The organism is Trinickia mobilis, assembly GCF_017315705.1.
Taxonomy (GTDB): Bacteria; Pseudomonadota; Gammaproteobacteria; order Burkholderiales; family Burkholderiaceae; genus Trinickia_A; species Trinickia_A mobilis.
Window position 1 is genome coordinate 113152 of record NZ_JAFLRF010000012.1, and the last position, 14099, is coordinate 127250.

At 64.3% G+C, this 14099-nt stretch carries 14 protein-coding genes; 8 read left to right on the forward strand and 6 right to left on the reverse strand.

Translation table 11 applies throughout. From position 1 onward, the window contains the following. Window positions 1-5: 5 nt before the first annotated feature. The 4 genes from J3489_RS18500 to J3489_RS18515 are packed head-to-tail and all read right to left on the reverse strand — an operon-like array spanning window position 6 to window position 3201. Window positions 6-1601 carry an aromatic/alkene/methane monooxygenase hydroxylase/oxygenase subunit alpha gene (locus tag J3489_RS18500; RefSeq protein ID WP_207000394.1) on the reverse strand — a complete coding sequence of 532 codons (1596 nt, stop codon included), beginning with the start codon at window positions 1599-1601 and terminating at the stop codon, window positions 6-8. 19 nt (window positions 1602-1620) lie between these two features. Further along, window positions 1621-1893 (reverse strand): MmoB/DmpM family protein, encoded by a 273-nt coding sequence (locus J3489_RS18505; RefSeq protein WP_207000396.1) that lies wholly within the window; start codon window positions 1891-1893, stop codon window positions 1621-1623. Beyond that, on the reverse strand, window positions 1886-2905 hold the full coding sequence (locus tag J3489_RS18510) for an aromatic/alkene monooxygenase hydroxylase subunit beta (RefSeq protein ID WP_207000398.1): 1020 nt from the start codon (window positions 2903-2905) through the stop codon (window positions 1886-1888). Before J3489_RS18510 ends, J3489_RS18505 begins: the two co-directional genes overlap by 8 nt. Before the next feature lie 26 nt (window positions 2906-2931). Continuing rightward, window positions 2932-3201 (reverse strand): phenol hydroxylase subunit, encoded by a 270-nt coding sequence (locus tag J3489_RS18515; protein ID WP_207000400.1) that lies wholly within the window; start codon window positions 3199-3201, stop codon window positions 2932-2934. Window positions 3202-3636: 435 nt separating this feature from the next. Between J3489_RS18515 and J3489_RS18520 the strand changes: the two genes are divergently transcribed. Next, a complete protein-coding gene (locus J3489_RS18520; RefSeq protein WP_242540105.1) occupies window positions 3637-5460 on the forward strand; it encodes a sigma-54-dependent Fis family transcriptional regulator in 1824 nt (607 codons plus the stop codon). Between the two features lie 143 nt (window positions 5461-5603). Here the strand turns inward: J3489_RS18520 and J3489_RS18525 are convergent, their stop codons facing one another. Then, a complete protein-coding gene (locus J3489_RS18525) occupies window positions 5604-5843 on the reverse strand; it encodes an oxidoreductase C-terminal domain-containing protein (protein WP_309491389.1) in 240 nt (79 codons plus the stop codon). On the opposite strand from J3489_RS18525, the gene J3489_RS37690 reads away from it, so the two are divergent. Then, window positions 5835-6023 carry a hypothetical protein gene (locus J3489_RS37690; RefSeq protein ID WP_242540106.1) on the forward strand — a complete coding sequence of 63 codons (189 nt, stop codon included), beginning with the start codon at window positions 5835-5837 and terminating at the stop codon, window positions 6021-6023. The two genes, J3489_RS18525 and J3489_RS37690, sit on opposite strands and share 9 nt — an antisense overlap. An 18-nt stretch (window positions 6024-6041) precedes the next feature. Here J3489_RS37690 and J3489_RS18530 read toward each other — a convergent pair whose 3' ends face one another. After that, on the reverse strand, window positions 6042-6833 hold the full coding sequence (locus tag J3489_RS18530) for a DNA-binding transcriptional regulator (protein ID WP_207000404.1): 792 nt from the start codon (window positions 6831-6833) through the stop codon (window positions 6042-6044). A 325-nt stretch (window positions 6834-7158) separates the two neighbouring features. On the opposite strand from J3489_RS18530, the gene J3489_RS18535 reads away from it, so the two are divergent. From J3489_RS18535 to J3489_RS18560, 6 genes are all read left to right on the forward strand, one after another. After that, complete coding sequence (locus J3489_RS18535; protein WP_207000407.1) at window positions 7159-9015, forward strand: bifunctional 3-(3-hydroxy-phenyl)propionate/3-hydroxycinnamic acid hydroxylase; 1857 nt, start codon at window positions 7159-7161, stop codon at window positions 9013-9015. A 2-nt stretch (window positions 9016-9017) separates the two neighbouring features. Next, on the forward strand, window positions 9018-9977 hold the full coding sequence (locus J3489_RS18540) for a 3-carboxyethylcatechol 2,3-dioxygenase (protein ID WP_207000409.1): 960 nt from the start codon (window positions 9018-9020) through the stop codon (window positions 9975-9977). 19 nt (window positions 9978-9996) lie between these two features. After that, window positions 9997-10815 carry a 2-keto-4-pentenoate hydratase gene (mhpD, locus tag J3489_RS18545; protein ID WP_207000410.1) on the forward strand — a complete coding sequence of 273 codons (819 nt, stop codon included), beginning with the start codon at window positions 9997-9999 and terminating at the stop codon, window positions 10813-10815. 13 nt (window positions 10816-10828) lie between these two features. Beyond that, a complete protein-coding gene (locus tag J3489_RS18550; protein WP_207000412.1) occupies window positions 10829-11785 on the forward strand; it encodes an acetaldehyde dehydrogenase (acetylating) in 957 nt (318 codons plus the stop codon). Continuing rightward, a complete protein-coding gene (gene dmpG / locus J3489_RS18555; protein WP_207000414.1) occupies window positions 11782-12819 on the forward strand; it encodes a 4-hydroxy-2-oxovalerate aldolase in 1038 nt (345 codons plus the stop codon). Before J3489_RS18550 ends, dmpG begins: the two co-directional genes overlap by 4 nt. 400 nt (window positions 12820-13219) lie before the next feature. Next, window positions 13220-14095, forward strand: a complete 876-nt coding sequence (locus tag J3489_RS18560; protein ID WP_207000417.1) for an alpha/beta fold hydrolase — start codon at window positions 13220-13222, stop codon at window positions 14093-14095. Window positions 14096-14099: the final 4 nt, after the last annotated feature.

Below are 14099 nucleotides of genomic sequence, written 5' to 3' on the forward strand. Positions count from 1 at the left end.
TGGGTTCACGCGGCGTTTTCGACGGCGTCGATTTCCGGCGCTTCCTCGCCGCCGTGGCTCGGCTTGCCAGTCCAGCGCAGCCAGTTCTTTCGATCCGGCGAGTCCTCGAATTCGTGTCCGTCCTCGCCCACGTTGATGTGGTAATAGCGCAGCACTTCACGCACCGGGTCGAAGTCCGGCGCAGTCGGATCGACGCCTTCCTCGAAGCAGTTGCCCTGATAGATCTGCTGCACCGGCATCCAAGCCTGCACGTATTTCTCGGGCTCGTTGTCGAAGATGTCCTTGCAGCCGTCAGAACAGAAGTGAAACTTGTTGCCGAGATAGTTGCTTTCCCGATAGCAGATCTTCGTCGGATCGTCGGGCTCGGTGAACGCCATCGGAATTTGGCAAACTTGGCAGAGCATCGGCAGCGAGTTGTTGTAGAAGCGCTTGCCCGCCTGCTGCTGCTCGCGCCAGTATTCGAGGCGCGGACGGTATACCCGGTCGAACGTCTTCGGATATTTTTCGCTGAGCCACCGCATCTCGTCGTCGGACGGAATCCAGGTATGAAGCGCGGCCGCGTGCGTGTAGTTGTAAAAGATGCCCCACGCCTCGTGCGAGATACGGTCCTTTTCCTTCATCGCGACTTCGTGATGCTTCGGCATACGGATGCCGTAGCGTTCGAGGTCATGGAACAGCGCGCCGCCGTTCTTCTCGAAGTAGGTTTCCCACGCTTCCTGCCACGACATGATCCGCTTGGGCAACATGTAGTCCATCATCATCGCGACGAGCGTGAGAAGCCGATACCCGCGCCAGAACCACTTATCGACCCACTTCTGGATGATCGGCACATTGCCCGGGTCCTGTTCGAGCAGGAACTTGACGACTTCGAGCCCGAGCGTCATGTGGCGCGATTCGTCGGATTGCGCGGAAAAGCCGAACGTGACCGTCGCCATATCGCCGTTGAACGCCGCTCCCGACATGAATGGCATGAACAGCAGATTGGTGAGCACGTATTCGAACGAAAACGAAATCGCGGTCACGAATTCGAATGGCCCTGCGCTCATCGCGTCTTCGAAGTAAGACTTCGGCACCGACAGATACCAAACGCGGTCGTGCATGTGCTTGAAGTCGTGAAAGCCGTTGAAGAACTTGTTGTAGTGGCTAATGGTGTGAACCTGCGTCTGCGCGTGACGCAGTTCGTCGATTGCCTGCATCTGGCACGCGATGCGCGCGCCCGCGCCGCGAAAATTCCGGCCGGCCAATGCGAAGCCGCGGTGCGCCGCGTATTCGAGCGGGCTCACGCCGGTCAGAAAGAGCTTCAGCGCGTTGATGTAGCGCGGATCGGTGACGTTGAACTGGCCGTTGTTCTGCTGAAACGCGTCGATGATCGCGTAGAGCTTGCGCTCCTTTTCGCCCTGATACTTCCAGTACGCGTCCATCGTCAGGCGGAACGGGTCTTCCCACTTGTCCCAGTCGTGGACCTTGACGCCTTCGAACGTGTCATACGGAAAAACCTTGTCCATCGGCTGGTATGTGGTGTCCCATCCGAGTCCGCGCGTGAGCAACGCATAGTTTTCCTTGATGCTCAGTGTCTTCGGCGCTGCGTGCTTGTTGCTCATGTTTGTCTCCGGTAGCCGTTCAGGCTTTCCATTCGAGGATGAATTCGTCGTCGGTCTCGTCGATGTTGCCGCTGAGCGAGATCAGATTCAGTTGCAGCTCGCGCAGGTCGAAGTCGCGTCCGATGCGCGCTTCGATCGAATCGCGCTTGACCACCAGCCGTCCGACCGCATCGATCTTGACCATCGCGGGAAACACGTTGACAACCGCATGCGGATTGTCGGCCTCGATCGCCTCGATGATCGGGCGCGAGTCGTCGTTCGTCTGAAAGGCGATAAATACGGCATCAGTCACGGTCGACCTCCGCTTCTTGCGGTACGCCTTGCTTGGTCAGTCGTGTGTCGAACGCCTGCGCGATCTCGTTCAACGCGTCCTGCGCGTCGTCACCGAGGCCCGCCGCCGCGAACGGTCTCAGCGCATCGAGCACGTCTGCCCGCCACTTCGCGATCCATCCCCCGATCAGCCTCGCGTTTTCCGGCGACTCGCTCGCGGCCGTCTTGAGCGTCGCATCGACCCATCGATTCGATTCGTCGAACCACGTGCTGGCGAATTCGTTGAGCATTCCGAGGCCGGGGCCATACCGGCGCGACAGGCGTGCGTCGATGTGCCGGTACACAAGCGGATACAGCAGGCCGTCGAGCGCAACGTTCTGCGCGACGTACGTCTCGAACCAGTCCCTCACGACCATCGTGTTCTCGACGACGCGCCGCAAGCCCTGCCACATCGGGTTATGCAGCCAGCGCTCCTTGCCGTCGACCAGCGACGTGCCCTGATTGCCGTCGAGCACGAGGCCGATTCGGGACAGGTATTGCGCGATGCCGAGCCGGTCCATGCTGTGGAACATCGTCGCCTGCGTGATTGCCGTCCCCCAGCCATAGCCCGTCACGAAACAGTTATTCGTATTGGCCGCCCACTCGACGTGCCTGAGCGGCACCATCAGCGCGGCGATATGCGCCTTCGCGTCGTCGGGCAGATCGGACAGCAGCCGCCGCTTGCTGACGAACTCGAAGTTCTTCTCCATCGCTTCCTGCTGTTTCGCGCGCGCGATCGTGTATGCCCCGTAGTAATACTGGCGCGGATCTTTGAACGCGTACCAATCGTTCATGACGATCGCGGTGCGGCGCTTGTCGTAGATGTCGAACTCGGGCTCCCATAGCGGGCGATAGTGAAAGTTGACCTCGGGCTGCAGCTCCAGCGTCGCCTCCTGATAACGCGACGCGGGTTTGTCGGCGCCGAGGCGTCGCGCGACGTGAGAAAACGTCTGGCGCACCTGCTGCACCGCCGAGGTTTTGATATCGATCTGCATGAGTCACTCCTCCTGTTATCTATCGATCATTCGAATAAGCCGGGCTGTCCGTAGCGCCACTTCGACTGGTCTATATCGAGTACCTCGCCTTCGTCGCGGGTCAGATAGATCACGCGATTGGCGACGCAAAACGCCTGGTAGTCGCGCAGCGACATCACGAGCTCGACGTTCAGCCCAGGGTCGCCGATCGAGAAGTCGAACTCGACGAAGCCGTCATCGCGTCGATGCCGGAAGCGGACATAGCGTCGAGTCACATCGAAGTCTTGCGGCGTGCGTGCATTCGCATTCAATGGCATCGCTGTCTCCTGTCTTATGTTTGTGCCGGATCGTTCGTTTGCTCGAATGATCCGGCGCGGCCGGTTCACGATTTCATTCAGATCCGGCGAGGCGAGGCCAATAAGGCAACTTGCGTGCCACGCTGCGCCTCTTTGCGTGAGAACATCTTGTGCGCCGCGCGCCAGACCGGCGTCCGGCATGGCTCGCGTGCGGTTCGCTCGTTCCACCGACGGCGAACAAACTCGCGCCCGTGCGTCGACGGTGCCTCGGAGTGACTTGATGAAATGCTCGAATACCGCCTGTTTCAGTGGGGTTTCGCTTGATCAAATCCGTCTCAGGGAACACACCACTAGCCGGCACGGCGGGAATTGACCTGCGGGCGCCGGCATTGCGCGGCCGGCACACATGGCCTATCGTTTCGACTCGTAACAGCAAATCCGTTGGAGACGAAGCACATGGCAAGCCGCGAGAAAGCGCCAGCGAAGACGGATGACGGAATGTCGATGGTCGCGCCAAAAGGCGCGCGCGTGGACAGCCTTCGCTATCCGGACATCGCGGACCTGATGTCGAGGCTGCATTTCTCGCCAGACGATGGACGCATCTGGCTGGACGATCAGCGCATGTTGCTGGTCCATACCGGCGCGGTGGGGACCATGCGACGCGAGTTGATCGAAAGCCTTGGAATCGACGCCGCACGGGGCTTGCTGACGCGCATGGGCTACGCGTCGGGTGCGCGCGATGCGGAACTGGCCCGCAAGGTTCGCCCCGATAGCAGCATCACCGAAATGTTCGCCGTCGGCCCCCAGTTGCACATGCTCGAAGGCATGACCGCGGTGGAGCCGGTTCGCCTCGAAATCGACGTCGAGCACGGCAAGTACTATGGCGAATTCATCTGGAAGAACTGCGCGGAGGACGAAGAGCACATCCGTATCTACGGCATCGGCGCGGAGCCGGTCTGCTGGACGCAGCTAGGTTACGCGGCGGGCTATACGAGCGTATTCATGGGACGCCCGGTTCTCTATCGCGAGGTCGAGTGCCGCGCGCTCGGGCAATCGCAGTGCCGCATCGTCGGCAAGCCTGTCGAGGAATGGGGCGAGGAAGCCGCCGACGATCTGCGCTTTATGCAGGCGCAGACCTTCACGCAAGGCTTATCCGCCGCGAGAGCGCGTGGCGATCGCGCGGCGACGTCGCTCGGCGGCGAGCCTCCGCCCGGCGCATTCGGCGACGAGAACATGGTCGGCGTATCGCCTGGCTTCAATGCGGTCTGTCACATGATCCGGCGCGTCGCGAGCACGCGTGCGACGGTGCTGTTTCTCGGCGAGAGCGGCGTGGGCAAGGAAGTGTGCGCGCGCACCCTGCACCGGGTCAGCGCGTGTAGCGACGGTCCATTCGTTGCCGTCAACTGCGCGGCGATCCCTGAGGCGCTTGTCGAGTCGGAACTCTTCGGCGTCGAAAAAGGCGGCTTCACCGATGCGACGCAAAGTCGTCCGGGCCGTTTCGAGCGCGCGAACGGCGGCACGCTGTTCCTCGATGAAATCGGCATTTTGAGCATGACCGCGCAGGGCAAGCTGCTGCGCGCGTTGCAGGAAGGCGAAATCGAGCGCGTCGGCGACACGCAGACACGGCGCGTCAACGTGCGGGTGATTGCCGCGACCAATCTCGACCTGAAGGACGAGATTCGCGCCGGCCGCTTCAGGGAGGATCTCTACTTTCGCCTGAACGTGTTCCCGATTCGCGTGCCGTCGCTGCGCGAGCGCCGTGAGGACCTGCCGATTCTGCTCAACCATATACTGCGCAAGTACCGCGAGCGCCACGGGCGCAACGTCACCGGCTTTACCGGCCGCGCGCTCGACGCGATGCTGAACTACGGCTGGCCGGGCAATATCCGCGAGATGGAGAACATCGTCGAGCGCGGCGTGATCCTCGCGCCGGAGAGCGGCGCAATCGATATCAGTCATCTGTTCATCAGCGGTGAGACCATCGACGCGGAATTGTTCAGTATTGCAGACGACGGTTCGTTGACGGCGTCGCGGTCGCTGCTCGCGCAGGCGGGGAATACCGGCGACCGCGAGGTTGAGCGCGTGACGCGCAAGGTGAACAGCCTGCTGCTCGGCATCGGCGGCGACGTCGAACCCACGTCGCTCGACGACATCGAGACCGCACTCTTGAAGAGCGCCGTGCAGCGAGCCGACGGCAATCTCTCCGCGGCGGCGCGCACGCTCGGCATCACACGGCCGCAACTCGTGTATCGGCTGAAAAGCCGCGGGCTTCGAGTCTAGCTCTCCTGCTTTGGGATCGCGACGGCGTACACCGGCGATCCGCGCCGCGCGTCGAACGAGTCGAACGAGTCGAACGAGTCGAACGAGTCGACGAAATCATCGAATGAGAATCGCCTGCCCACTTATTTGATGGATCATTTCGGTTATCCGTCAACACCCTGAGCGCCGCGCGCCAGCACACGCAGATCCCGAGCCGGATCGGCAAGCGCGCCGCCTGCGTCGAGCCCGAACAACACGCATGGCGGCTGCTCCAGCGTGCCGCGCACGATCCACTCTGCGGCGCCAGGATCGCCCGCAACCTGAATGTTGAGCCCGCACGGGTCGGTCCAGAACCACGGCGCATGCGTCGCGCCAAGCGCGATGCGCAGCATCGCATGTACCACCGCCACCGCCTGGTTGTTCGCGCGTACGCGGCATCGCTCACGAGCAGTGCGATCTGTGCACGGCCGCTGGAAGGCGAGTCGCCGCATGTCGAGTTACTGATGGTGTCGCGCGCCGAGCCTCATTCCGCTGAACTCGACGGGCTGCTCGTGCTCGTGCGTGAGCACATCGCGTCGATTTGAAACAACGCACGAACGCGTTCAGCGCTCCTGCTTCTCCAGCGCGCCGACCATCTCTGCCGCCGCGCGCTGCAACTCCGGAACGAAGCGGCGCGTGGCTTCGGCGGGGCTGATCGCCTGCTCGAGGTAGATCACGTTGAGGCTCGCGAGCACGCGCCCGCCCGTTTCGATCGCGACGGCCAGCGCACCGATCTTGCGCTGCTCGGCCCAGTCGCCGTGGTTGGAGCCGAAGCCGTCCTTGCGTGTCTGGCGCACGAGGTTGCGGACATAAGCATCGTCGCGCGCCAGCTTGAGTTGCTGTTCGCCGCCCGCGCCCGAGCGCAGCACTTCGAGAATGTCCTCGCGCTCCGCTTCGGGGCACATCGCGAAATACACGCGGCCAGCCGCAGTCAGCAGCATCGGCAGGCGCCTGCCCACCATCGCGCGATGAAACGACAGCGGGCTGAACCGGTGCGTCGTCTCGCGGATGATCATCGCATCGCCGTCCGGTGTCGTCAGATCGGAAGGCCATACCACACGCTGCATCAGTTGCCCCATGATCGGCGGCGCGACGGTGGCGATGCGCTCATCGTCGGTGAAGCCCTCGCTGAGCGCGCGCACGTCGAGGGTAAGCCGGAACGAGTCGTCGGACGCGCTGCGGCGCACGAATCTTTCGTCCGCGAGCGTTTCCAGCAAGCGCCGGACGGTGGTCCGATGCAGGCCAGTCGCCTCGCTCAGCTGCTGGCTCGTCGCGCGGCCGTTCTCCATGGCGTTGAGCGCCCGCAGGACTTGCAGACCGCGCGCCAAACCTCGCACGCTCGCGTAATTTCCCATGGAATAAATCCTTTTAATTCAATACCGTGCATTCTATGCACATTTCCCAGAAATGGTTGAGGGGGCATCGGCCGGCACTTAGACTCCTTTCAAAATCACAGAGTCAACGGAGACGCCCCATGACTTGCCGACCCTCTTGTCAGCCTCGGCTGATCCGCGCCCTCGCACGCAGGCGCGCAGCGCCGGCCCGCTTCGTACCGCTGCCGCCCCGCCCCGACGCCTGATTCACGCGCGGCCGCACCAGGCCGCTTTCGATCGCCCACCGCAGCACAAACAGCACGCGCATCGCGTGGGGGTGCGCTCGCGCCTTGCAAGAAGGAGACACATGAACAGCATTGCCGAACAGACGGCGCAAATCGACCGTCGAGAAACCTTGTCCACAGACGTTGCGATCATTGGCGCCGGCCCCGTCGGGCTGATGATCGCCAATATCCTCGGCTTGCAGGGCGTGCGCGTCAAAGTGGTCGAAAAGCTCGATCAGCTGATCGACTACCCGCGCGCAATCGGCCTCGACGACGAAGCGCTGCGCGTGTTCCAGGCAGTCGGCCTTGCCGACGCCCTCGTGCCGCACACGACCCCCGATCACTGGATGCGCTTCGTCACGAAGGACGGCCATTGCTTCGCGTCCATCGAGCCGCGCACCGACGAGTTCGGCTGGCCGCGCCGCAATGCGTTCATCCAGCCGCTCGCCGATCGCGTGCTCTTTGAAGGGCTCAAGCGCTTCGAACATGTCGAGGTCCTGTTCGGCCATGGCGTTGAAGCGTTCGAGCAGGACGCCGGCGGCGTCAGCATCCAGACTCGCACCGAAAGCGGCGCCTCACGCACGATCCGCGCCGCCTACCTGGTCGGCGCCGATGGCGGCAACAGCTTCGTGCGCCGGGCGCTGAACGTGCCGTTCGAGGGCCGCACGAAACCGAATCAGTGGATCGTCGTCGACGTGCGCAACGATCCGATCGGCTCACCCCACATCTACATGCATTGCGACCATGAGCGGCCGTATGTGTCGGCGGCGCTGCCGCACGGGATCCGCCGCTTCGAGTTCATGGTGATGCCGGGCGAAACCGAGGAGGCGTTGTCGAAGCCGGAGAACATGGCCGCGCTGATTCGCAAGGTCGTCGCGGACCCGGAGAAGGTCGACTACATCCGAACGCGCGTCTATACGCACAATGCGCGGCTCGCGTCGACTTTCCGCATCGATCGCGTCCTCCTCGCCGGCGATGCCGCGCACATCATGCCGGTGTGGCAGGGCCAGGGCTACAACAGCGGCATCCGGGACGCCAACAATCTCGGCTGGAAGCTCGCGACGGTCGCCAAGGGACTGGCCGAGCAACGCCTGCTGGATACCTACACGGTCGAGCGCCGAGCCCATGCGCGCTCGATGATCCACTTGTCCGAGGTCGCGGGCGACATTTTCGCGCCGGCCACGCGTTTCGGCGCGCGCTTGCGCGATGCGTTCGTGCGCTCCTTCAATGTGTTGCCCTCGGTGAAGCGCTATTTCGTCGAGATGCGCTTCAAGCCGATGCCCCGCTATGAAGAGGGCGTCGTGCTGCTCCCGCCGCCACGCAAGACCGGCGGCTGGCTCGTCCGCGTGCTCGAACGCTCGGGCAATTCGCCGCTCGGACGCCTGCTCGGCCTGATGAGCGAGAAGCGTGACTCGTTCCTCGGTCAACTTGCGTATGGACGCGATCCGCTCGCCAGCTCGCCAGTCGGGCGCCTCTTCATCCAGCCGCGCGTGCGTACGAGCGACGGCCGCCTCGCCCTGCTCGACGACGCCATCGGCAACGGCTTCGCGGTGCTCGGCTGGGGCACGGATCCGACCTTCGGCCTCACGCCGCAGGCTCGCGCGCTCTGCGAAAAAACCGGTGTGCGCTTCGTGATCGCGAAGCCCGACGTTCAACTCAGTCATGCCGACGACGTGCCCGAGGGCGTGATCGCGGTCGGCGATGCGACAGGCCGCCTCAAGGACTGGTTCAGCCGTCTGCCGGAAGCGGTCGTGCTGCTGCGCCCCGACCGCTTCGTCGCGGGCGTGTGCACGCCGCAGCAAGTGTCCGACGCACTCGTCGAGCTGGCCGGGAAGCTCGGCGTCGCCGATGCATTGCCGCGTGCAGGTGCCGCCCAGCCGTCGGCGTCGTCGCGAGCGGCGCGCGATCCCATCGCAGTCAAACAAGCCGTTGGAGCATAACGATGCCGATTCACCTGGAATGTCTCTCGCACACGCCCTTGCACGGCTATTTCGATCCCGCACCGGACGTCGTCGCCGAGGTCGGACGCGTGCAAGCCGCGGCACGCAGGCGCGTGCAGGCGTTCGACCCTGAGCTGATCGTCGTCTTCGCGCCCGATCATTTCAATGGCTTCTTCTATGAAGTGATGCCGCCGTTCTGCATCGGCGCGGCCGCCAGCGCGATCGGCGACTTCGAGAGCCTCGCGGGCACGCTGCCGGTGCCGGAGAGTCTCGCGAGAGAACTCGCCGAGAGTGTGATGGCCGCGGAGATCGATGTCTCGCTGTCGTACCGGATGCAGGTCGACCACGGTTGCGCAGACGCCCTCGAAGCCCTGACCGGCGGTCTCGACCGATACCCGGTCATCCCCATCTTCATCAACTCGGTCGCACCGCCCATGGCCACGCTGCGGCGCGCGCGCCTCTTGGGCGATGCAGCCGGCCGCTTCCTGTCCCGCACAGACAAGCGCGTGCTGGTGGTCGGCTCGGGCGGCATCTCGCACGAGCCGCCGGTGCCCGAGCTCATCGGCGCGACCAAGGAAGTCGCCGAGCGTCTGATCGCGGGGCGCAACCCGTCCGCGGAGTCACGCGCCGCGCGCCAGGCGCGCACAGTGGCCGCCGCAAAGGCCTTCACCGTGGGGGACAGCCACCTCCATCCGCTCAATCCCGAGTGGGACCGCGCGTTCCTCATGTGTCTCGCAGCGGGTGAACTGACCGCCGTCGACGGCATGACCAATGACGCGATCACGCGCGACGGAGGCAAGTCCGCACATGAAATCCGCACCTGGGTGGCGGCGTTCGCGGCCCTGGCCGCTTACGGGCCGTACCGTGCGTCGCTCGACTACTACCGCGCCATCCCCGAGTGGATCGCGGGCTTCGCCACCATGCATGCCGTGCCGAGCAACGCACTGGCCGCGGCAGCCTGACTCGACCAAGGAGGACTGCATGTCCGATCCCAAGATCTTGAACTCAATTGCCGCACGCCTGCGCGAGGCCGAGGCATCGCGCCAGACCATCGCGCCGGTGCGCGGCGAAATCGCGGCGGGCGGCGCTTCGCCGGGCGGCAGTCCGCTCGACGACATGGCGACCGCCTATGCGGTCCAACAGGCCAACGTCGATGCGCGTGTCGCACAAGGCGAGCGGATCGTCGGCCGGAAGATCGGCCTGACGTCCCTTGCGGTGCAGAAGCAACTCGGCGTCGCTCAGCCGGACTTCGGCGCGCTGTTCGCGAACATGGCGTATGGCGACAGCCAGCCGATGCCCCTGTCGCGCCTGATCCAGCCGAAAGTCGAGGCGGAGATCGCGCTCGTGCTGGAACGGGACCTCACATACGAGAAGCACACCTTCGCCGACATCCTGCGCTCGACGGCTTACGCGCTGGCCGCGATCGAGGTCGTCGACAGCCGCATTCAGAACTGGGACATCCGATTCGTCGACACGGTCGCCGACAACGCGTCGAGCGCCCTCTTCGTGCTCGGCAGCCGTCCCGTGCCGCTCTCCGGCATCGACCTCACCGCCTGCGCGATGACGCTGTCGCGCGACGGCGAAGTGCTGTCGCGCGGCAACGGTGCGGCATGCCTGGGCAATCCGTTGAACGCGGCGGTCTGGCTCGCGGACCGGATGGCGCAACTGGGCACGCCGCTACGCGCCGGCGACATCGTCCTGACCGGTGCGCTCGGCCCGATGGTGGCCGTCACCGAGCCCGGCACATTCACCACTCAGATCGAAGGACTCGGCAGCGTCCGCGCGACGTTCGCCGCTTAACGAGGGCAATTACATGGCTTCCAAAAAACTCAAGGCTGCGATCATCGGCTCCGGCAACATCGGCACGGATCTGATGATCAAGATCATGCGCAACAGCAAGCCTCTGGAGATGGCCGCGATGGTCGGCATCGATCCGGCGTCCGACGGACTCGCGCGCGCCGCGCGCCTCGGCGTCGCGACGACGCACGAAGGCGTCGAAGGGCTCGCGCGCCTGCCGGTGTTCGACGAGATCGACTTCGTGTTCGACGCGACGTCGGCCGGCGCGCACGTGAAGAACGATGCGCTGCTGCGCAAGCTCAAGCCCGGCCTGCGCATGATCGACCTGACGCCGGCTGCGATCGGCCCATATTGCGTGCCGGTCGTCAACCTCGATACGCAGCTCGACGCACCGAACGTCAACATGGTCACCTGCGGCGGCCAGGCCACCATCCCGATCGTCGCGGCCGTCTCACGCGTCGCGAAGGTCCACTACGCGGAGATCGTCGCGTCGATCAGCAGCAAGTCGGCCGGCCCGGGCACCCGCGCGAACATCGACGAGTTCACCGAAACCACCACGAAGGCCATCGAAGCCGTCGGCGGCGCGGCAAAGGGCAAGGCAATCATCATCCTGAACCCTGCCGAGCCGCCCGTCATGATGCGTGACACCGTCTACACGCTGTCCGAGCTCGCGAACCAGGAAAAGATCGCGGCCTCCATCGACGAGACGGTGCGCGCGGTCAACGCGTACGTTCCCGGGTACCGCCTGAAGCAAACCGTGCAGTTCGACGAGATTCCGGCCAGCGCACCGCTGAACGTGCCGGGCATCGGCCGTGTGAGCGGACTGAAAACCTCGGTGTTCGTCGAAGTGGAAGGCGCCGCCCACTACCTGCCTGCCTACGCGGGCAACCTCGACATCATGACTTCCGCTGCGCTCGCGACGGCCGAGCGGATGGCGCAATCGCTGCTGAGCACTCAAGGAGTCCACGCATGAGCACCGCGACGAGCAAGAAACTCTATATCTCCGACGTGACGCTGCGCGACGGCAGCCACGCGATCCGCCATCAATACTCGATTGCGAACGTGCAGGACATCGCACGCGCACTCGAGCTCGCGAAAGTCGACAGCATCGAAGTCGCGCACGGCGACGGCCTGCAAGGCTCCAGTTTCAACTACGGCTTCGGCGCGCACAGCGATCTCGAATGGATCGAGGCGGTCGCCGACGTCGTGAAGCACGCGAAGATCGCGACGCTGCTGTTGCCCGGCATCGGCACGATCCACGACCTGAAGGCGGCTTATGACGCCGGCGCGCGCGTAGTCCGGGTTGCCACGCACTGCACCGAGGCGGATATCTCGAAGCAGCACATCGAGTACGCGCGCACGCTCGGCATGGACACCGTCGGCTTCCTGATGATGAGTCACATGACTACGCCCGAGAACCTCGCCGGCGAAGCGAAGAAGATGGAGAGCTACGGAGCAACCTGCATCTATGTTGTCGATTCGGGCGGCGCGCTGACGATGAGCGACGTGCGCGACCGCTTTCGCGCGGTCAAGGCGGTGCTCAAGCCCGAGACGCAAACCGGCATTCATGCGCACCACAACCTGTCGCTCGGCGTCGCGAATTCGATTGTCGCCGTCGAGGAGGGCTGTGACCGGATCGACGCCTCGCTCGCGGGCATGGGCGCGGGCGCGGGCAACGCACCGCTCGAGGTGTTCATCGCGGCAGCCGCGCGCCTCGGCTGGAACCACGGCACCGACCTGCACACGCTGATGGACGCGGCCGACGATCTCGTGCGGCCGATCCAGGACCGACCCGTGCGCGTAGACCGCGAGACGCTCGCGCTTGGTTATGCGGGAGTCTATTCAAGCTTCCTGCGCCATTCCGAGGTCGCGGCGAAGAAGTACGGCCTGAAGACGGTGGACATCCTCATCGAATTGGGCAAGCGCCGCATGGTGGGCGGCCAGGAAGACATGATCGTCGACGTCGCGCTCGACCTGAAGAAACGTTCGCTCGAGGCGCAGCAGTGAGATAGAGAGCAGGCGCCGCGCATCGCTGCGCCGCTTTCGACCTGAAGGACCGCCTGACACAGCCGTCACCAAGAGCGGCTCTCATCCCTAAACCTGGAGACATCCATGGAACACGTCAAGGTCCACGAGCACCGCCGCGATTGGCCTCCTGCCGGGCGCCGCAGGGCAATTCCTCGCGCTTGGCCAAAGCGCGTCGATGCTTGTGACGGCCAGCATTCCATTGATCGTCGTGGCGGCGCTCGCGGCCCTGACCGTCGTGGGTTCATTCTCGCCGCATCGGGAACCTGGCGCTGCGCTGCCAGGCGAACGCGGCGCCTGACAGGCGTGCGCGGACGCTCCCGCCGCGACGGATTTTCAGCCAAATTTCTTATTTCAATTCAGCCCAGCAAGGAAGGTCATCATGAATGCCAATGCAACAGTGCAAGCCATCACGGAAGCGTCGACGAGCCGGTTCGTCACCGTGAAGGACGGCGACACCGAGTTCCGGATTCACTACAACGACGCCGGCTCGGGCGCCGAGACCGTCGTCATGCTGCACGGCTCGGGCCCCGGCGCGAGCGGCTGGGCCAACTTCAACCGCAACGTCGAGCCGCTGGTTGCGGGCGGCTATCGCGTGCTGCTCGTGGATTGCCCGGGCTGGAGCAAGAGCGATCCGGTCGTCAACACCGGCTCGCGCTCGGAGCTGAACTCCCGCGTGCTCAAGGCCGTGCTCGATGCCCTCGACATCGAGCGCGTTCACGTGATCGGCAATTCGATGGGCGGGCATAGCGCGGTCGCGTTCGCGCTCGCCAATCCCCAGCGCGTCGGCAAGCTCGTGCTGATGGGCGGCGGCACGGGCGGGCCGAGCCAGTTCGTGCCGATGCCTACCGAAGGCATCAAGCTGCTGAACGGCCTGTACCGCGAGCCGACGATCGAGAACCTGAAGCGGATGATGAATGTGTTCGTCTACGACGCCAGCTCGCTGACCGACGACCTGATGCAGGCTCGCCTCGACAACATGCTGACGCGGCGCGACCACCTCGAGAACTTCGTGACGAGCCTGGAGGCAAATCCGAAGCAGTTCACCGACTACGGACCGCGTCTCGCCGAGGTCGCAGCGCCCACGCTCGTGATCTGGGGCCGCGACGATCGCTTCGTGCCGATGGACATCGGCCTGCGCCTGATCGCCGGCATGCAGAACGCGCAGATGCACATCTTCAACCGCTGCGGCCACTGGGCGCAGTGGGAACACGCCGATGCATTCAATCGGATGGTCATCGACTTTCTCGAGCACTGACCGG